Source organism: Acinetobacter sp. DL27, assembly GCF_055810995.1.
The window spans coordinates 2,676,959-2,697,304 of record NZ_CM147947.1 but is presented as its reverse complement, the minus strand read 5'-3'; the positions used below and the strand labels follow the sequence as shown (position 1 = coordinate 2,697,304).

Sequence of the window (20,346 nt, the reverse complement as noted above, 5' to 3'; positions counted from 1 at the left end):
ATATGAATTATTTATACAAATGTGGATTTATTGTGTAATAATTACAACATATCTTTACAAAAAGTATAAGCAGTAAGCGCCTGAGATTGATTGATGAAACAAAATAGTTCTACTCATGAGCGATTAGCTGATCGTTTGGCTAATATTTTGACCATGTTAAATATAGGTTCTCATTTGAGCTCTAAAGAGTTAGCTGAAAAATTTGGAGTTAATAACCGAACAATTATCCGAGATTTTGATCGTTTGGGGGGGTATCTTCCTTTACAACAAGACGAAATAACCAAGAAATACTATTTAGAACAGAATTATTTAGGAAAAATTAGCCATAAAGATATTCGTAATTTTGCTCAGCTCTCAGGCATAAGTGATCTTTATCCTAATTTAGATATGTCATTTTTGAGAGAGCTTTTGGATAGCCGTGCAAATCAAGTTTATAGTTCAAAAGGGTATTCTTTTGAAGATTCGACTCAATTCATTGATATATTCAAAAAAGTAAGCCAAGCAATTTTAGAACATAGACAAATAGGTTTCTTATATAAAGGTGAATCTCGATTGGTTCAACCATATCGCCTAATTAACCATCATGGTAGTTGGTATCTAGCTGCAGTAAGAAAAGAACAATTACGGACTTATAGAATTTCACATATTCAGCTTATGCACACTCCACATGAATATTCTCAATTTACCCCAGATCAAAACATTGTAAAGCTAGTAGAGAATGATGACAGCATTTGGTTTGGACAGGATAAACAGGAAATTATTTTATCTGTTGACAGTTCGGTAGCTTTTTATTTTAAGCAACGATCAATACTTCCTGAGCAAAAAATTGTAAGAGAATTAGGAAATGGTGAGCTGCTAGTTTCTTCGAAAATTAATCATGATATGCAATTATTTCCATTAATACGTTTTTGGCTTCCAAATATTAAAGTTGTTCAACCGTTAGAGCTACAACATAAATTAGAAAGTGGACTGAAGAAATATCTTAGACTGGAATAATAAAAAAGCTGTATCAGACTTATTTTATTACGTAATACATTTTTATAAAACAAGCAAAGGGTGAAAAGTTATGCCATTACCATTTATTTTGATTGGAGCTGCAGCTGCAGCTACCGCTATTGGTGCTAAAAAAGCTTATGATGGGCACCAGGATAAAAATCTTGCAGATGATATTGTTGAACGCTCAAAAAATATGTATAAAAAGCATAAGGAAGCTCTTAACGAAGTAAATAATAAAACCAGTCAGTCATTAGAAAGCTTAGGTGAGTTAGAGCTCAAAATAGGTTCAGATTTTGATAAGTTTGATCGTTTAGTAGAAGAAATTTTAAAAAATAATAATTTTCAAAAATATAGCGACACAAAAATTCAAATTCCTCAGCATAAATTAAATCAAATTAAAGAAGTAGCCATAACAGTAACTGATTACTTAAAGACAGCAATTGGTGGTGGGGTCTCTGGAGCAGCTGCAGGATTTGCCGTATACGGTGGCGTTATGGCACTAGGGGCTGCATCGACAGGAACATCGATAGCTTCTTTATCTGGCGTAGCTGCATATAATGCAACTATGGCTGCTATAGGGGGAGGTTCTCTTGCCGCTGGTGGTTGGGGAATGGCTGGTGGTGCAATGGTATTAGGTGGGGCCGTTGTTGCTCCTGTTCTTGCTGTTGCTGGAATAGCCTATGCTATCCATGGTGCTAAAGCATTAGATAATGCTAGAGATATACGTTATGAAGTAGATCAAGCTGTTTTAAAAATGGAATCAGCAAAAGATCAATTAATTAGAGTTCAATTTTATGCGGATCGTATTAAAGCAGAACTAACTAAAATATATGAAGTATTTAGTTTATATTTTGAAAAATTAAAAGATATCAACGAAATTGTGAAAACAGGTGATAAGGAAAAGATCCTAAGTATTTCGCAAGAAACCAATATATGTATTCAAAATGGTATGAGCTTAGCGGCAATAATGGCTAAGCTAATTTCAACACCTTTATTCAAAGTAAAAAGAAATATACATGGTGATGTATTTACTGATAAAGATGGTCAGCCTGAGATTTTAGTTGACGAATCTGGGATGCAAGTAATTGATCATGAAGGTGTAGAAAAAGCACTGAAAGAAACCCATGAAGGTTTTAAGGGTTAAGCTAATAATTTATAGAGTATAAATAAGTAATCCTTCTGTCATATGACAGAAGGATTACTTACATAGGAATATATATGTCAGTAAAAACATTTGATTGGTCTGATGAAATTAACCAAGTTGTGACAAAAAGTTTAGTAACAACATTTGGTCTTGATTTTTTATTTTTCGAGGATAAAAAAGGAGGAGATGTTGATACTATCCAAAATGTGAGGCAAGGTATATGGGCAACAGAAGAAGAAAAGAAAAAGTATGAGAATAAAGGTGATTATAAGCCAATAGAATTGGGCAATGATGGAAATCCTCTTTATGACAATAATGGTAAACTGAAAAGAAAAGACGTTTATCGCAATGGGACATACAGGGAAAGAGGAAAGAAGGATGCTAAACTAAAAGACAATGGACAGCTAGCTGATAAATATAGAAATAAAACCATGAAGCTGAATGAAGATCGTCAATTAGACCATGTTATTTCAGCGTCAGAAATTCATCATGATGCTGGTAGAATACTTGCAGAAAAAGATGGTGTAAAATTAGCGAATGAAGACATTAATTTAACTTCTACGCATAGATATATTAATAATATTAAACGTGACCATTCTCCTGAAAAATTCTTTAATGAAATAGTTCCTCAAAAGATAAATCAGCAAAAGATTGAATTAAATAATAAATTACAGAAATTAAATAACTTACCAATGAATTCTCCTGCGGAAAGAGATGCGAAAAGAAGGTTAGAAAATGAAATTAATGATCATAAAAAAAATATTGAAACTTTAGAAAGTATTGATAAAAGTACATCCTCAGAAGTCGTAGACGCTGCAAGAGATGCTTATGAGAAAGAGATTAATTTCTATTATTCTAGTACGAAATTCTTTAAATCTAGTTTAAGTGCTGCTGGAGTAGCAGGATTAAAAATGGGATTAAGGGAAGCCTTAGGACTTATTCTTGCTGAAATTTGGTTTGAAATAAAAGAGGTAATTCCTTCTATATACGCGAAGTATAAAACAGTTGAATTTAGAGTTAAAAACTTTTTAGGTGATTTAAAAGACACGGTTTTAAATATTATTGAACGTGTAAAGCACCGGTTTAAGGATGTAGTTTCTAGTTTTCGGGATGCAACAATTACAGGTATTTTTGCAAATCTTTCAACAACGGTATTGAATATTTTTCTTACAACAACAAAGCTTTGGGGGAAAATCATAAGAGAGAGTTGGTTAAACTTGATAAAAATCATGAAGATGGCATTTTTTAATCCAGAGAACTTATCTACTGGTGAATTAACTAAAGCAACTTTCAAAATCCTTTCAGCAAGTATTGGTTTAATCATAGGTATGCTGATACATGAAAGTTTAGCTGCTGTGAACTCACTGCCTTTAGGAAGTTTAGTTGTCGACTTTGTGAGTGCTTTGACAAGTGGTATTGTAATTTTGACTTTAAATTATTTCATTGAACAAAGTGAAATAATGCAGAATTTTTGGGCTTATTTAGATCGAATTAAAACTAAATATGAAAAAGTCTTAGATAATTTCAAAGAAATTAATAAAGAGTTAGATCGCTATATTCTCGAATTGACTCAATTAGAGTTTGGATTAAATATTGATGAAATCTCAAAATTTACAGAACAACTTACAAACTCTAACTCTGAGTTGGAACGTAATATACTTTTGAAGCAAGAAATAGAGAAACAGGAAATCAAACTTCCATTTGAAATGGGAAATGCTGAAAGTACGCAAAATTGGTTATTAGGATTGGTTAGAAATTGATAGCTTTTCCATGTACTCAGTGTGGCGCCTGTTGTCGGCACGTTAATTTATCAGAATTAACAAAGTTTTTAGATCGTGGTGATGGTATTTGCTATCACCATGATCTGAATTCACATTTATGTAAAATTTATGAAAATCGTCCAGAAGTATGTCGAGTAGATACCTATTATGAACAACACTTTAAACAAAAAATTTCTTGGGAACAGTTTGTACATCTTAATTTGATCGCTTGTAAGCAGTTGGACCAGCTAGATTGATTGATCGAATATACTTTTAAAAGCCCAAAACCATTGTACGGGGCATAGCGAGATGTAGATTTGGTTTGGTAATTAAATTTTACTTTCTCGCTAGTTTTTTGCACAGCAAATGTCAACAGACCCTAAAAAGCCCATATAAATTTTAAAAGGCCAGTATGTCCTTCAGGGCGATTTTCAACATTGGTTTCTTTTAAGTACTTCGCTTCAATCGACCAGTTTTTATCTTGGTATTGAACGGCTGGACCAACAGCGAATACTTGTCCACGCATTCCAATATTTTCACCCTGTTGTTTATCAGATTTGGTTTGTTTAAATGCATAACCTTCAACTGCAATTTTGAAGTTATCGGTAAGTTTGTACCCTACACTGTAATCACTGGCAAAATACTCCCCAGATTTATAATGTGTATCATCATTTTCATCATTAAAATTATAAGAAAGTTTGGTCGAAATATCTAAGCCATTTGAAGGGGCATAAGTATAGGCAATGATGGGGCGAATTGTATTGTAATTTTTACCAATATTGGCAACCACGGGGTGGGTTGCTGTTGGTGTATCATATTTTCCAGTTGCTAGGGATGCTTCAACAGCACCAATCCAATGATGATTACCATGATGCCAACCTAACATTGAGCCTAGAATTAAATCGCCTAAAGCACTGTTATGATCAGACATGCCTGCTGCATTTAATCTTAAGTCGACCATAGGTTGTACTGCAAAAAAACCGAGTTGCCCACCCAAATAATTTTGTTCTGTTACCCAGACTAAACGGGGAATAAATGCGTTGACATCTAGATGAAAATCTGGAGGTCCATTGTCAAACTGTCCTGCATGATAATTTTGATAATAGTTAAGCAAATACACTCCAGGTGGAGGTAATGCACCAGCCATCATACCTTCAGCACCTAAGGCAAATGAATCAGCACCATTCTCTGTTGCAAAAGTGAATGTACTGCTCAAGCCCATGATTAGGCTCAGGGATAGCTTGAAGGTCAGTTTGTTCATAGAAAATCCTTTTCAATGATGTTGTTATTACAACGATTGATGTAATAAATAGCGCACCAATAAAAATACTCATTGGTGCGTATTTTGCACTAAGCACTAACACGGCGACGATCGACCTCTGTCGATGGTGCTTGATCAACTTCTTTGACTAATTCGAAATTAAATGTGATGTGTTTAAAGGGCTTATCTAGATTGAATTTTGACATTTCTGTTGAATCGTCAACATCGGTTGCAGTTGCAACTAATCCATCACGTGTTGCAAATGCAAAGTCATCCCAAAGGTATTGATCACCCTCAATGTTAAATTGGGTGGTGAGTTTGCGATAACCTGGTGCTGAGACAAAATAATGAACGTGAGAAGGGCGATTACCATGACGACCAAGCTTATTCAGTAAGGCTTGTGTGGTGCCTTCAGGCGGACAGCCATAGCCTACGGGCATGGTGGTTAAAGCTGTGTATTTACCATCTACATTGGTAAAAATGGTACGACGCAAGTTGAACTCGGATTGTGATTTATCAAAGAATGAATAATTGCCTAAACCATTGGCATGCCAAACTTCAACTTTCGCATTTGGAATAATATTTCCATTCGTATCAGTGACTAGACCCTCTATCACTAAGGTATCGACATGGTCTGACTCAGAACCATCATCCATACGTGCAAAACCAACGGATTCAGGTGCGCCAGCCACATAAAGTGGACCTTCGATGGTCCGTGGTGTTCCCCCTGTAATTCCTGCTTTAGCATCGGCTTCATCCGCGCGTAAATCTAGATAATGTTCTAAGCCTAAACCCGCAGCGAGTAATCCAAGTTCGTTGGCTTGACCTGCATCGGTGAAATATTCCAAGCCTTTCCATAGTTCAGTTTGAGAAATATCCAAATCTTCAATGGCTTGAAAAAGATCACCCAATAAACGGACAACAATTTGCTGCACACGCGGGTTTACTTCATGTATCGCAGTATCTACATTCATTTGTTTTACTAATGTGTCGATTTCTTGACGGTTCATTTTTATCTTCCTTTTTTATCGTGTAATTGTTCCGAATACTCTGAAACGGACATGAAACAGAGCATCCGAAAAGGGGAGAACCAAGTAAAATTGGTTCTATGTCTAGAAAGTCTTAAAACATTTCAATCAGCGTTGTGCTGTTGCTATATGTGTCTAAATAGCGCTGAGCGAGAGGCTGTTGTTGCACCATCAGCGGCACTTAAGAAGCGTTCGGTATGAATATCTTTTTCAAAGAGACGACTTTGCATCAGTGTTGAAATAGCCGCATCAATCATGGGGGGCGGACCACATAAATAGGCTTTATGGCCACTGCATTTATTTTCAAAATAATCTGCCACTGCTTCATGCACAAAACCTGTAAATCCTGTCCAGTGATCTTCTGCTTTGGGCGCATTTAGTGCAGGAATGTAGCGGAAATTTGGATAGTCTTTGACTAATGTTTCAAACATTTCATGGTTGTAGAGTTCAGAAACATCACGCGCGCCTTGGAAAAGATAGATGGTACGTGTATCTCCTTGTTCCAAAAGATCTAAAATCATAGATTGTGGACTGGATAAACCAGAACCGCCCGCAACAAAGATGGCATCTTTTTCGTCGGATTTACGCACAAAAAATTGCCCATAAGGTCCTGAAACTTGAAGTTCATCACCCACTTGTAAGGTTTCGTGTACATAGGTGGTGGCTGCACCGCCCTGTACTTGGCGAATATGCAACTCAATTACACCTAATTCACTCGGTGCATTGGCAATTGAAAATGCACGCGTCCCTTCAATATTCGGCAATTGAAGATTGATGTATTGCCCAGCTTGAAACTCCATTGGACGGTCAATCTGTAAACGAATACCTTTAATAGTCGGTGACAGTTGTTTGATCTCTAAAACTTTGGCTTGGTAGTCTTGTACCAAGTAACCCAGAAAATCTTCGTCCTCATCAACATCGGCTTCAATCACCATGTCAGATTCAGGTTTACAGCAGCAGGCAAGGACTTTATTTTCTTCGCGTTCAATGTCCATCAGTGCAAAAGGGGAAGCTTCACCAACATCGTAAAAACCGTCAGTCACCTGAACTTTACAGGTGCCACATGTGCCATGCCCGCAGGCGAAGGGCAGCCAAACCCCTTGACGTAAAGCGGCGTCTAAAATGGTTTGATCCTCTTCAACTTCAATAGTCATGCCTACAGGTTCAATCGTGACTTGATAACTCATGATAGTTCTCCATTATACATGCGTGCCGTTGTAGCCATCTAGACCAGGTGTCACAAAGCGCAGTAGAGATTTATGATCAAAATTTAAATCAGCTAAAGTCTTAGAAAAATCGATATCTGTTAATAATTGACGATTCAAGGTGAATTGCACTTTTGACCAGTCGATATGTTCAAAGTCAGGATGCTGATTAAAACCCGCTTGAATTTGCTGATCAATCAGCTCTTGTAAGCTTTGTTGTGGCGAGACCACGAAAGCATGAGCTGCACAAAATAATGTGTGATGATCCCATCCGACATAGAGCAGCATGTTGTCGCCATAATTTTTTTGTGCATCACGTGCATCAAATTCATAGTTTTTTTGAATAGCTTGTACTGGCATGAGAAAACTCCTAAATTCCTTGAGTGAAGCCATCTCGAAATTGTGATCTACAAGATGACTTCTAATCCTTTATTTTTAAGCGACGTGACCTTTCCATTTTTTCCAACGTTCTTGGTCTGGAGAGCCTTCAATGTCTAGGTTGTCTGCACCAACATTAAAGTTGTAATAGTCACGTAAAATACTTTCTAAATCGGGACCGCCACAGTTGCCTTGTAAAATTTGATTCACTGGCAGCCAAGCTTGAATATACTTTTCAGGTTCACGTTCAAAAATGTCATGACAGCCGTCTGAACAAGTGTGGTAACGCTCGCCTTTATAAATACTGTCGCGGTAGCTGAACATGGTTGGGTCGCCATCCATTTCAGTAAAGGTCATTGGAATCTGACAAATTTGGCATAGTTGCGGTAAACCATTGCTATAGAAGCGTTTACCTTCGGCTTCTAACTTACGCGCTAATTCCCATTTAGGACGGTAATATTTGTCGAAAGTGTCTGGATATTTCTCAGATAACCAATCCATTTCTTCATCGGTTGGAATCCACGTATGGAAACCAGCAGCATGGCCAAAGTTATAGAAAATCCACCATGCTTGATGTGAAATATGCTCTTTTTCTTTCACAATCACGTCGGAATATTTCGGCATACGAATACCGTAACGGCTGAGGTCTTTAAACAATGCGCCACCCGCTTCTTCGAAATAGGTTTCCCATGCTTCTTTCCAAGACATCACTTTGTTTGGCAACATGTAATCCATCATCATGCCGACAATCGACAGTAAGCGAGTACCGCGCCAGAACCATTTATCAATCCATTCCTGAACAATCGGGACGTTATCTTCATGTTGTTCCAGTAGGAATTTTACGATTTCCAAACCTAAGGTCATGTGACGTGCTTCATCAGACTGGGCACTAAAGCCAAAGGTCACTGTAGCCATATCACCGTTATAAGCTGCACCTGACATAAACGGCACGAACAATAAGTTAGTCAGAACGTATTCAAAAGAGAAACTAATGGCCAATAAGAATTCGAAGGGGCCTGCTGAACGTGCATCTTCAAAGAATGATTTTGGTACAGAGAGATACCAAACACGGTCATGCATGTGTGCCCAATCTTGGAAGCCATCAAAGAATTTGTTGTAATGGCTCATGGCATGAATTTGTGTTTGGACATGACGCAGTTCATCAATCGATTGCATTTGCGAAGCAATACGTGCACCGATTCCGCCAAACTGACGACCAACATGTGCATAACCTTGATATGCCTGATATTCCAGTGGCGTTACGGCAGTTAAAAATAGTTTAATGGCATTTAAATAGCGTTCATTACTGACATTCATCTGACCGTTATTTTGAGAAAAGGCGTCAAAAATGGCATATAATTTTTTCTCTTTTTCTGACTGATACTTCCAATATGAATCCATGGTTAAACGGAATGGGTCTTCCCATTTTGACCAGTCTGTAATTTTAATGCCTTCAAATTCTTCGTAAGGAAAAGCCTCTTTACGATCTGCATAGGAAAAATCCCAATCCAGATCACGAGTCAGCATACGGTAACGGTCTTTCGCATTGAGTTTTTTGGTTGCTGTGTTTGTCGCATTTTGTGCTTGGCTATTCATCTTGATCATCCTTTTCAATCTGTTGAAGCAGTCGGCTTCTTGTATTTATTTCTTCCGTGTGGGATTAATTCCACTGCAAAGTGAAAGTGTCATCATCTTCATCAACGTTGCCACCTAAGGTGATCATGTTGAGTTGCAGTTCTTGAATATCCCAATCTTGTCCTAGTTTTTCAGAGACAGTTTCAGCACGAACCACTAATTTTCCGAGGTTTTCCACACGAATCATGGCAGGAAGATATTGAATCGTGGCTTCTGGGTTATCTTGCTCAATCGCTTCAATGATGTAGCGTGAGGTATCGTTATCTTGTAATGCCAAATAAACTTTAGAGTTCATGTCTGCGTATCCTTATGCAACTGAATTTAATTCAAGGGTTAAGCCCGCTTTTTTACTGCGTTCTGCAATGACGGTTAATCCATTGGCTATAGATGGATGTCCAAGAGCGGTATTTGACCATGCACTAAAGGCTTCAGTCACTTGAGGTAACAGTGTGTCTATCCAACCTTGAATTAAGGTTTTATTTTCTTCAGATTCAGCAATGGCTGTTTTTAAAACAGGGTCTGACCATTTGCGTAAATCGGTTAAACAGTCCTTCATAAATTCAGTCAACATCGCCACATCACGTGCGCCGTGCTCAACTAACCATTGATCCAGTTCACCGTAAACCAGAGCTTGCATTAAGCTGTCGATGATTAGGTTTTGCAGGATATATAGCTTGAACCAATCTTGTTCCGTTAAGCTTTGTTCACACAGTTTGCGCAGTGGTTGCCAAGAGGCATCATTCATCCAGCTATCTTTGGCTTGTTGTAATGATTCACCGGTATTGCCATCAATGAGTAAGCCAATACGAGAGAGATATTGCGCCATGCCTAAACGATCCATTGCCGCAAAAATACAAGCTTGAGTAATGACTGTGCCATAACCATAGGCACTGCCTGACATCATGTGTAGATTGGCGGTTTGCTCGATATAACGAAACGGTAATAAGCAAGTGATGATTTTCTGTTTTACTTCATCACTTAGATTTTCAATTAAATGGCGTTTTTCAAAGAATGAGTAATTGCTTTCAGCGGTCTCTTGTAAACGTGCACGATGCTGCACATAAGCACCATAATAAAATTGACGTGGATCTTTAAATACATACCAGTCTTGCATTTGTAACGCTGTATGGGTGTGATCATTTAAAGTTTTGTCTTGTTTCCACAATGGGCGATAATGAAAATTGGTTGTACCTTGTACATCAAAACTGACTTCTTGATAACGAGTCGCAGGCTTTTTACCAAAACGACGTTCGATATAGGCATAAGTTTGACGAATAGGTTCTAAGTTGGAGGTTTTAATTTCTAAAGTCATCACGATTTCCTTATGGGCTTAAGATGGATCTTCTTGATCTAAATGTTCACGAACTTGGCTCAGGACTGTTGGTTCAACGCCATAACGCCATTTATCTTCTTGTGCATCATTCCATGCTCGCTGCGCTTCAGTCATTTCTACAACATGATTAATTTCACAGAAATGTTGAAAGGCTTGCTGAGGGAGAATAAGTTCGACAAAAAGTGTTGGGTCGTGGATTGCGAAGTCAAATTCAACAAACTTGGCATGACGGTCGCCTGTTACACGGATGTATTTGGTGAGTTGGTCATGTTGTAGTGCTTGAGTCATTGGAATCATCCTTTTATCTCTACACTGAAATCATTTCAGTGATGCAACCTTGCATTTATTGATAGAGATATATCAAAACTCATGCCAACTTTTATTAATTATTATTAATCAATTATTTATAATTTTTATCTGCTTTGTTTATATCATTTGAATGATAAAGATTCATGGAATGATGAACATAAAAATGTTTGATTTCATCAAATAATGAATGGTTAGGCGAGGAATTTGAAAATACTTTTTATAGGTCAAGTGATATATCTATATGATTTTATAGTTTTAATTTTAAAATACCTTAGAGGTATAAAGTTATGATAATAAGGTAGTAAAGCTTTTTAGTTGGATGTGGGTAAGATAGGGGGGAGACCTTATAGCCAAGGATGGATATTCAGTCATGCCTAAAGCCAAAGATGCGAATTTTTATACTCAAATTTTGGAGAAAAACAAAGATATTCAAGATTTACTGGATAAAATTCAGTTTGATAGCCAGCATGGAAAAATTTGGTTTGAAGAAAACCGTATGTTGCTGATGCATACCAGCATCATGGGCTTTTTAAGAAAAGATTTGTATAACATGCTGGGTTGGGAACGAACTAAGCGTTTTTTTATTCGTTTGGGTTATCAGGCGGGTGTGAGGGATGCAGAAGTCACCTCTAAATTACGCCCGAATTTAAATGAAGCTGAAGCATTTATGGCTGGACCGCAAATGCATGGTATTCGTGGCATGGTTCAAGTTGAAGTCAATGAGCTTCAATTAAGTCATGATGAGCATGAATTTTATGCGGATTTTAACTGGCGAAATTCATTTGAAGCGGAAGTTCATTTAAGTGAGTTTGGTGCTTCGGAAGAATCAGCTTGTTGGATGCTATTGGGTTATGCCTGTGGTTATACCAGTCTGGTCATGGGTCAAACCATTATTTATCAAGAAACCCATTGTGTTGCCAAAGGGGATGATTGCTGTCGAATTATTGGTAAACCTTTAGAAGAATGGGGAAATGCCGATGAGCTGATCCAGTTTATGTCACCCGATCCAGTGTCTGATGAATTAATTGCCTTACAGGCGGAACTGAATGAATTAAAGAAAAATATCTATACGGATATAGAAGCAGACTACACCATGTTTAATTCTATTGGTGAATCAGTTGCATATCGTAAAGTCTGTGACCTTTTGAAAAAGGCAGCAGGCAGTAAGGTTGCTGTATTACTGCAAGGTGAAACTGGGGTTGGTAAGGAAGCGTTTGCAAGAGGAATTCATGAAGGTAGTTCCCGTAAAGGGCAGCCATTTGTTGCGGTAAATTGTGCCTGTATTCCACCAGATTTAATTGAATCGGAACTTTTTGGTGTAGAAAAAGGTGCATTTACAGGTGCAACGCAAACTCGGAGTGGAAAATTTGAACGTGCTCATCAAGGAACTATTTTTTTAGATGAAGTGATTGAGCTTTCACCACGTGCACAAGCAGCTTTATTACGGATGTTACAAGAAGGAGAGTATGAGAGAGTTGGTGATCATCAAACCCGAAAGGCTGATGTACGTCTGGTTGCAGCTACTAATGAAAATTTGGAACAAGCTGTGAAAGAGGGACGATTCCGTGCTGACTTATATTATCGATTAAACATTTTCCCTGTAATTATTCCGCCGCTTCGTGAGCGCCGTGATGATATTCCGTTATTGATTACGCACTTTTTATCACGTTTTGAAAACATGTATGGAAAGACTTTAAAAGGTTTAAGCGACAAAGCCAAAAACTTTGTTATGACTTATGAATGGCCTGGCAATATTCGTGAACTTGAGAATTTATTAGAGCGGGCCACATTACTAACGGATCATCAGCAGGAAATTAAACTTAGTCATTTGTTTCCGCAGATTAAACAAGATATTGAAACAAAGTCTGAAAAAGTGGACTTAGATGCAGTAATAAAAGAAGGCTTTTGTTTGGAAGACCATGAAAGGCAACTGATTTTTATCGCAATGCAAAAAGTGAATCATAATGTTTCTGAAGCAGCCCGTATATTGGGTATTAGCCGAGCAGCATTGGATTACCGTTTAAAAAAGCAGGCTATTAATGGTAGGAAAGAGTAGATTCCAATGAAGCACAGATTGACTGTTATGATTAGTTTTTTTAAAGACAAATTTTCCGCGATTGCTTAATACAACTTCAAGCTTTCTAAGATGAATTCAGCAATCGATTTGATCAAGGGCTTCAAAATAAAATAAGAGACTCTTTAATGGTAAGAATACTGTGGATAATCTCTAAGTTAAATAATTAGTTCAAAGGAATGGGCTGAATATGGATGTGGAAATTAGAAAAAGCAGCAGAAAATCAGTAGTTTTTATGTTGTTCCTCTATATGGTTATTAACTTTGCAGATAAAGCTATTCTAGGCATTGTTTCAACTTTTTTAATGCAGGACTTGAATCTCACCGCATCAGAATATGGTTTTATTGCAAGTAGCTTTTTTTTCTTTTTTTTCATTTCTGGGATTATCTTTGGCTTTTTATCGAATCATTTCACGACTAAATGGATCATTGCGTTTTTAGTTTTCATTTGGTCTATAACTCAGTTGCCGATTGTCTGGTGGCCTTCGTTTAGTGTATTACTCATTTCTAGAATATTACTAGGTATCGGTGAAGGACCTGCTTATCCAGTTGCAATCCATGCTTTATATAAATGGTTTCCAGATCATCAGCGCAATCAGGTTACTATGATTATTGCTCAAGGGGGGCCAATTGGGATTATTTGTGCAGTACCTTTGCTGGCATGGATCACCGACCAATATGGTTGGAAAAGCTCATTTTTATGTGTGAGTATGATGGGTATTATTTGGCTATTTTTTTGGCTGAATATTGGGAAAGAAGGCCCCTTAGACCAGGCTAAAGTAGTCGCTGGAAGCCAATCCAGAACTCATAATATCAGTTATAAAAAATTGATTTTAAATCGATCTGTTCAAGGTGTGGCATTCCTCTCTTTTGCTTCTTATTGGATTTTAACCATGTTAATTACATGGGTTCCTTCGTATTTACAATTAAAATTTTCTATGGGGCTAATGGATATGAGCTACATGGTGGTTTTGATTGTATTGATGATGATTCCAATTAGTTTCTTCGGTATATATTTATCTCAATATCTTTCAAATAAAGGTTATAGCACACGTTTAAGCCGTGCGGTTTTAGTCAGTTTGTGTGTGTTTTTAGGTGGTCTTTTTCTTTTTCTGGCAATCTCTATTGAACAGAATAGAATTTTATTTTTAATTTGTTTTGCACTAGGATTTGCTTTGCCTAATTTAGCATTTAGCTTAGGTCCGACTATTATTGCAGAAATTGTTCCCATACAGCAGAGAGGGGCATTACTGGCTATTGTCCATGCAATTGCAACATCAGCGGGAGTTATTGCACCATTTGTGACAGGGTGGTTAGTTGACGATATGTCTTCCAATTTAAGTGGTTATTTTTATTCATTTTTATCTGCGGCATGTTTACTTTGTACTACTGGGTTGCTTGGAATAAGTATGATTAATCCTTCAAGAACTAAATTAGAATTAGAAATAAATAGTGATAAGACATCAAATAGTTAAATATTTTAAAATAGATAAAATATTTTTCAAAATAAAGACAGTGAGAAAAAAGTTTAAACACTGTCTTTACTGAGTGCGTATCATGTATCATTTTGGAATGATACAGCTTTTGTATGGTTTATTACTCTACAGCCATTTGGTTTGATTGTATTGTTTTAACTTTACGAGGTGCAGTTTCTTTAATAAAGAAACTAAGGATTATACCGATACTCGTGCCAACTAAACTTAAATAAAAAATATTTTGGATACCATAACGTTCTGCGACTATTCCGGATAGGACGGGTGCAATACCACCACCAAATATTTCTCCAGCACCAACAACTAAACCAATTGAGGATGCGACTAAACCAGCAGGTGCCGATTCTGCTGCAATCGGTCCAGAAAGTAGCGCTATTAACCCTAAACTAAAAAAGGACAAGATGAATAATAGACTGAATAAAATAAAAAGAGAGGGTGTTGCATTTGAAAATAATAGAATAAAGATAGTTGAACCAATAAAACTTAAGATTGATGCTGCACGACGGCCAATCCAGTCAGATAATGAAGGGATCAAGAATTGCCCTAAAAAGCCACCAAAACCAATCGCAGATACAATGAGGCCCATGTCCTGTACACTCAATTTAAGATAATTCTCTAAATAAAGTGGAACCATTGCACTGATGACAAATACACAAGACATTGTGCAAAACAATCCAATCATACTGAGTAAAATATTACGGTTTTTTAATACAGAAATCCAATTCACTTTTTCTTGACTCTGATTTTGTTTCTCTAGAATAAGTAATTGCCCACCTTGCGTTTGTTCAGGCTCACGCAAAACAAAAAAGAGAAATGCTGCAAGAATAAAACCAGGAATAGCCACGACCCAAAAAACTTCACGCCATGAAGGAAGAACAAGCATTAATTGAGTCGCAATAATAGGTCCTAATCCTAGACCAAATAAAGCAAATCCACTCTGCTGCAATCCTTGTAACATTCCTCTACGTGATGGTTTTGCCGCTACAGCCGTTGCTGCAAAACTGGCAGGACAAAAGGCACCTTCTGAAACCCCCATCAGCGCACGAATAAAAATCAAACTGGTCAGGCCCATTGCAGCACCAGAAAAGCCTGATGCCAGAGAGAAAACAACCAAAGAAAGAATCAGAATTTTGCGGTGTCCAATTTTATCTGAAAGTCGACCAGCAAAGATTGCAAAGATGCCCCAAGTCACACCTAAAGCACCAAAAATTAAACCAACATCTTGATAGTTTAAAGAAAGATCTTTCATTATGGAGGGAAGAAGAGGAGCGATGATCCAGCGATCTAGTCCGACTAAACCAAATCCGAGCGTGAGTAAAAGTACGATCTTCCATTCGTAAGAAGTGTCCCATTGTTTTTGCATTCTATAATCCTTGTCATGTGCGAAGTGGTTAACTCACGAGTCCTGCGAGTTGACAAAAAGTATAATTTGCTTTTTAGGACTTTTTTGTTCGATTAAACCGAACAGTCTTGTCGATAAAACGTACATTGTCTCTGATCGTAGCATGGCTTAACTTTTAGCTATGTCATGAAGACGATCGAGGAAATAGGATGAATACATATACAACAAAATTCGGAAGTATCGACAATTTCGAAAAAGGTGAAATTCAATTGATTCAAGGCAAGGCATCTAATTATGTCTTTTCAAATATCTTTGAAGTTGCGAGCCAAGCTCAACCTTATGAAAAAACTGTTGTAGGCATCAACCAAAAATATGTAATCGAATCCATCCGTGCAGAAGGTACCTCTGAGTGGTTCTGCTGCGCACATGATGAGTTCGTTATTTCAATGGATAGCGAAATTCGTGTTGAGTTTTTAAAACTGGAACAAGAAATTGATACATCAATTGAAGGTACTCAAGTCGCAGGTGAACAGCCGAAAGGTAAACCAATGGGCTATGTGGTACTGAAAAAAGGTCATCAAGCCATTCTACCTGTCGGAACAGCCTATCGTTTCAATAGTCAAAAGCCAGCAACGCTAATTTTACATACGATTAAAGGGCCACTTTCTGTTGAGAAATGGTCAGAAATTTGCTTGAAGTAATAGGAGATTAGGGATGAACTCTGCACAAAATACATTTGCAAGTGAGCAAGTTGAAGTCGTTGGAAAAGACGAAAATACGGGATATATCACTTTTAAGCTGGGTAATTTTACCTTTAGTCGTGATGAATACTTTGCCAAGGTTACATGGACTGCAAAAGGTAGTGAACATTCACACTTAATGTCTGTTGATGCATTTTTACGTGCGGTTATGCGTGATGTTGCATGGGGCTTTTTCTATGGCTGGGTGAACTTTGACCATGTGATTGGTACGCAAAACCATTATGGTAGCGTTGATATGTATGCAGGTACATTTAATGGTGTACTGAGTGCTGCAGGCGTTGATTATGTGGAAAATTTTGAAACACCAAAAATCATGGCAACTTTTAAAGCAATTTTACATGATTGGGTGAATGCAGGCTTTGACCCGTTTGCTGCACCAGAAGAGACAGGCAGTGCATTTGGTCGAAAAAACGGTGATAACGTTGAAGCGATTGATCGTTATCGTATTGCAACCAAACGTATGCCAGGTATGGCCGAGGATTCACCATTACGTGAAGATCTACCTGTTAACCGTCAGTTTGCCGATGTCGATCAAGATGAGCCTTTAGTACATTGTGAGCCTGGTTTTGAAGGTGAGCTTAGTGCGTTTAATCTCTTTAAATATATGTCACGTTCAGATGTGACATGGAACCCATCAGTAACTTCAGTCTGTAAAGCAAGTTTATTCTGCCCAACAACAGAAGAATACATTCTACCTATTTTCCATGGTAATGACCGTGTGGAATGGTTTATGCAAATTTCTGATGAAATCACTTGGGATATTGCAGATAAAAATGACGGTAGTCCATTTGCCCGCATCATCATGAAAGCAGGTGATATCTGTGCAATGCCTGCTGATATTCGTCATCAAGGTTACTCAACCAAACGTTCAATGCTTTTAGTTTGGGAAAATGCAACACCAGATTTACCAGAAAAATATGCATCTGGTGAGTTACCACCTTACCCAGTGTCATTCTAAGCACATGTTCTAGGGCTAAGTGATTAGCCCTTTTTAAAAGGTTTTTAAATATGAATACGCAATTACGTGTTGATGGGACAGCTGTGTCTGAACAAAAGGCATTGGACCTGAGTAAAATAAATACTCAACTGTTTATTAATGGTGAGTTTGTCCCTGCGCTCGGTAGCGGAACGATTGATGTCGTGAACCCTGCCACTGGTGAGTTGATCACCAAGATTGCTGCAGCAGAAGCAGCAGATGTTGATGTTGCAGTACAAGCAGCTCAAAAAGCATTTCCTGCTTGGGCTGAAACACCTGCGGCAGAACGTGGTCGTTTATTGTTAAAACTTGCTGATTTAATTGAGGAAAACTCAGAAGAGTTGGCACAACTCGAATCTTTAGACACTGGGCATCCAATCAAAGACTCACGTCGTTTAGATGTACCACGTACAGCAGCGTGTTTCCGTTATTTTGGTGGTATTGCCGATAAGATCGAAGGCAATGTGATTCCAGTTGAGCAAGGTTTCTTAAACTACACAACTCGTGAACCGATTGGTGTCGTTGGGCAGATTGTGCCATGGAATTTCCCATTGATGTTTACCAGTTGGAAATTGGGTCCTGCACTTGCTGCAGGGAATGTTGTCGTGATGAAACCTTCAGAAATCACACCATTATCTACGCTTAAAATTGCTGAATTGATTAAAAAAGCAGGCTTTCCTGATGGTGTTGTCAATATCGTACCGGGTTATGGTCATACAGCAGGACAACGTTTAGCAGATCATCCTGAAGTCGGCAAAATTTCATTTACAGGTTCAACGCAAACAGGACGTGGAATTGTGAATGCATCATCAGGCAACCTGAAACGTGTGCAGCTTGAGCTTGGTGGTAAAGGTGCAAATATTGTTTTTGAAGATGCCAATCTTGATGCTGCGGTGAATGGAGCTGCTTGGGCGATTTTCCATAATCAGGGACAGGCGTGTATTGCAGGTTCACGTCTGGTGTTACATGAAAAAATTGCCGATCAATTTTTAGAAAAATTTGTCGCTTTGGCAAAATCAATCCGTTTGGGCGACCCATTAGATCCGAATACTGAGATGGGACCATTAACTTCAGCGCTACATCGTGACAAAGTTTTGGCATACGCCAAAATTGCTGAGGAACAAGGCGGAAAAATCTTACTTGGTGGTACTGCACCGCAAGATGCAAGTTTGGGCAATGGCTATTACGTTCTACCAACGATTGTCGAAGCAAAAGTTGATGATCGTGTGGCGCAAGAAGAAGTCTTTGGTCCTTTTGTTACCGTCATTCGTTTTAAAGATGATGCCGAAGCTTTACAAATCGCCAACGGTACTGAATATGGTTTAGGAAGTGGTTTATGGACCAATAACCTACAACGTGCACATGTATTTGCCAAAAAAATCAAAGCGGGTATGTGTTGGATCAATAGTTATAAACGTGTCAATCCGGGTAGCCCATTTGGTGGCGTAGGTAAGTCAGGCTATGGTCGTGAAATGGGCTTTGAAGCGATCCATGACTATACCGAAGTGAAATCGGTTTGGGTCAATGTGGATGCTCAAATACCGCCTCATTTCCAAAGAGGTGAATGAGATGCAAGATTTTCATTATAAAGCACTGCCCATCAATGTGTATTTTGGTAATGGCGAATCGCAAAAGACCAAAAGTATTTTAGCGGAACATGGCTATTCTTCTGTTCTGGTGATTACCACACCAGAACAAGAAGACACAGGTTTGATGATGGCGAAACAACTGGGTGAGTTGGCCGCAGGGGTTTACCCACATGCTGTCATGCATGTTCCTGTTGATGTTGCAGATCAAGCTGTCCAGTTTGTGACAACACATCAGATTGATTGCTGTCTAGCTTTGGGCGGTGGTTCAACCATTGGACTTGCTAAGGCTATTGCACTAAAAATTGGAACGCCAATTGTTGCTATTCCAACGACTTATGCAGGCAGTGAGATGACGACAGTCTATGGTTTGACTGAAAATAATCTCAAAAAAACAGGTAAAGATATCAAAGTATTACCAAAAGTGGTGATCTATGATCCTGAATTAAGTCTGACTTTACCTGCTGATATTTCTGCAAGTTCAGGGATGAATGCAATGGCACATGCTGTTGAAGCCCTATATGCGCAGGATAAAAACCCAATTATTAGCATGATGGCAATTGAAGCGATTAAATCGCTCAGTCAGGCTTTGCCAAAAATTGTGAAAAATTCTCAAGATATTGAAGCACGTAAACAAGCGACGTATGGCGCTTGGCTAGCAGGAATTTGTCTAGGTTCAGTCGGCATGGCGATTCATCATAAACTTTGTCATACCTTAGGTGGAACTTATAACTTGCCACACGCACAGGCGCATGCGATCACTCTTGCTTATTCTGCACACTACAACCGTAATGCAGATATCGAAGCGATGGATCAACTGGCTCAAGCACTGGGTGGACAAAGTCATGAACAAGTTGGTCAACTGATTTACAAACTCAATCAGCAGCTTGGTATTCCAATGGCTTTAAAAGATATTGGTTTACCAGAAGATGGACCGAGTGAGGTTGCTCGTATTACCTGTGAAAGTCCGTATTACAACCCAAGAAGTTATGAGCGAGATGAACTGCAAGCTTTGCTAGATCTGGCTTATGCAGGTTTAGAACCTCGATAATTCAATCATTGGCTT

Annotated in this window: 19 protein-coding genes; 10 read left to right on the top strand and 9 right to left on the bottom strand. The window is 38.2% G+C overall.

Features of this window, described 5'->3' with window-relative positions:
- The first annotated feature begins 93 nt into the window (after positions 1–93).
- From AC0KVP_RS13035 to AC0KVP_RS13020, 4 genes are all read left to right on the top strand, one after another.
- Positions 94–996 (top strand): helix-turn-helix transcriptional regulator, encoded by a 903-nt coding sequence (locus AC0KVP_RS13035; RefSeq protein WP_473337194.1) that lies wholly within the window; start codon positions 94–96, stop codon positions 994–996.
- A gap of 70 nt (positions 997–1,066) precedes the next feature.
- Positions 1,067–2,140: a chemotaxis protein gene (locus AC0KVP_RS13030; RefSeq protein WP_473337192.1), complete on the top strand. Its 1,074-nt coding sequence runs from the start codon at positions 1,067–1,069 to the stop codon at positions 2,138–2,140.
- Between the two features lie 74 nt (positions 2,141–2,214).
- Positions 2,215–3,900, top strand: a complete 1,686-nt coding sequence (locus tag AC0KVP_RS13025) for a DNA repair protein (protein ID WP_473337191.1) — start codon at positions 2,215–2,217, stop codon at positions 3,898–3,900.
- The gene (locus AC0KVP_RS13020; protein WP_473337188.1) at positions 3,897–4,157 is read left to right on the top strand and encodes a YkgJ family cysteine cluster protein; all 261 of its coding nucleotides are present in this window, start codon (positions 3,897–3,899) and stop codon (positions 4,155–4,157) included. The genes AC0KVP_RS13025 and AC0KVP_RS13020 overlap by 4 nt, the downstream gene beginning before the upstream one ends.
- 122 nt (positions 4,158–4,279) lie before the next feature.
- Here the strand turns inward: AC0KVP_RS13020 and AC0KVP_RS13015 are convergent, their stop codons facing one another.
- From AC0KVP_RS13015 to AC0KVP_RS12980, 8 genes are all read right to left on the bottom strand, one after another.
- The gene (locus AC0KVP_RS13015; protein ID WP_473337185.1) at positions 4,280–5,161 is read right to left on the bottom strand and encodes a SphA family protein; all 882 of its coding nucleotides are present in this window, start codon (positions 5,159–5,161) and stop codon (positions 4,280–4,282) included.
- 89 nt (positions 5,162–5,250) lie between these two features.
- Positions 5,251–6,171, bottom strand: a complete 921-nt coding sequence (catA, locus tag AC0KVP_RS13010; RefSeq protein WP_473337183.1) for a catechol 1,2-dioxygenase — start codon at positions 6,169–6,171, stop codon at positions 5,251–5,253.
- A gap of 143 nt (positions 6,172–6,314) precedes the next feature.
- The gene (locus AC0KVP_RS13005; protein ID WP_473337181.1) at positions 6,315–7,376 is read right to left on the bottom strand and encodes a 2Fe-2S iron-sulfur cluster-binding protein; all 1,062 of its coding nucleotides are present in this window, start codon (positions 7,374–7,376) and stop codon (positions 6,315–6,317) included.
- A gap of 12 nt (positions 7,377–7,388) precedes the next feature.
- Complete coding sequence (locus AC0KVP_RS13000; RefSeq protein ID WP_336955556.1) at positions 7,389–7,754, bottom strand: phenol hydroxylase subunit P4; 366 nt, start codon at positions 7,752–7,754, stop codon at positions 7,389–7,391.
- A gap of 75 nt (positions 7,755–7,829) precedes the next feature.
- The gene (locus tag AC0KVP_RS12995; RefSeq protein ID WP_473337177.1) at positions 7,830–9,368 is read right to left on the bottom strand and encodes an aromatic/alkene/methane monooxygenase hydroxylase/oxygenase subunit alpha; all 1,539 of its coding nucleotides are present in this window, start codon (positions 9,366–9,368) and stop codon (positions 7,830–7,832) included.
- Positions 9,369–9,432: 64 nt separating this feature from the next.
- Positions 9,433–9,702 (bottom strand): MmoB/DmpM family protein, encoded by a 270-nt coding sequence (locus AC0KVP_RS12990; RefSeq protein WP_473337175.1) that lies wholly within the window; start codon positions 9,700–9,702, stop codon positions 9,433–9,435.
- 12 nt (positions 9,703–9,714) lie between these two features.
- Positions 9,715–10,719, bottom strand: coding sequence for an aromatic/alkene monooxygenase hydroxylase subunit beta (locus tag AC0KVP_RS12985; protein WP_473337173.1), 1,005 nt, complete (start codon positions 10,717–10,719; stop codon positions 9,715–9,717).
- A gap of 18 nt (positions 10,720–10,737) precedes the next feature.
- Positions 10,738–11,028, bottom strand: a complete 291-nt coding sequence (locus AC0KVP_RS12980; RefSeq protein WP_336955551.1) for a phenol hydroxylase subunit — start codon at positions 11,026–11,028, stop codon at positions 10,738–10,740.
- Positions 11,029–11,419: 391 nt separating this feature from the next.
- Here AC0KVP_RS12980 and mobR point away from each other — a divergent pair, with 391 nt between their 5' ends.
- Complete coding sequence (gene mobR, locus AC0KVP_RS12975; RefSeq protein ID WP_473337171.1) at positions 11,420–13,105, top strand: phenol degradation transcriptional regulator MobR; 1,686 nt, start codon at positions 11,420–11,422, stop codon at positions 13,103–13,105.
- 208 nt (positions 13,106–13,313) lie between these two features.
- A complete protein-coding gene (locus AC0KVP_RS12970) occupies positions 13,314–14,597 on the top strand; it encodes an MFS transporter (protein WP_473337169.1) in 1,284 nt (427 codons plus the stop codon).
- Between the two features lie 121 nt (positions 14,598–14,718).
- On the opposite strand, the gene AC0KVP_RS12965 is transcribed toward AC0KVP_RS12970, so the two are convergent.
- On the bottom strand, positions 14,719–15,978 hold the full coding sequence (locus AC0KVP_RS12965) for an MFS transporter (RefSeq protein ID WP_473337167.1): 1,260 nt from the start codon (positions 15,976–15,978) through the stop codon (positions 14,719–14,721).
- 188 nt (positions 15,979–16,166) lie between these two features.
- Between AC0KVP_RS12965 and AC0KVP_RS12960 the strand changes: the two genes are divergently transcribed.
- The 4 genes from AC0KVP_RS12960 to AC0KVP_RS12945 are packed head-to-tail and all read left to right on the top strand — an operon-like array spanning position 16,167 to position 20,331.
- A complete protein-coding gene (locus AC0KVP_RS12960) occupies positions 16,167–16,658 on the top strand; it encodes a cupin domain-containing protein (RefSeq protein WP_473337166.1) in 492 nt (163 codons plus the stop codon).
- 13 nt (positions 16,659–16,671) lie between these two features.
- A complete protein-coding gene (locus AC0KVP_RS12955) occupies positions 16,672–17,676 on the top strand; it encodes a hydroxyquinol 1,2-dioxygenase (RefSeq protein WP_473337164.1) in 1,005 nt (334 codons plus the stop codon).
- A 50-nt stretch (positions 17,677–17,726) separates the two neighbouring features.
- Positions 17,727–19,262, top strand: coding sequence for an aldehyde dehydrogenase family protein (locus AC0KVP_RS12950; protein WP_473337162.1), 1,536 nt, complete (start codon positions 17,727–17,729; stop codon positions 19,260–19,262).
- A gap of 1 nt (position 19,263) precedes the next feature.
- The gene (locus AC0KVP_RS12945; RefSeq protein WP_473337160.1) at positions 19,264–20,331 is read left to right on the top strand and encodes a maleylacetate reductase; all 1,068 of its coding nucleotides are present in this window, start codon (positions 19,264–19,266) and stop codon (positions 20,329–20,331) included.
- Positions 20,332–20,346 lie beyond the last annotated feature (15 nt).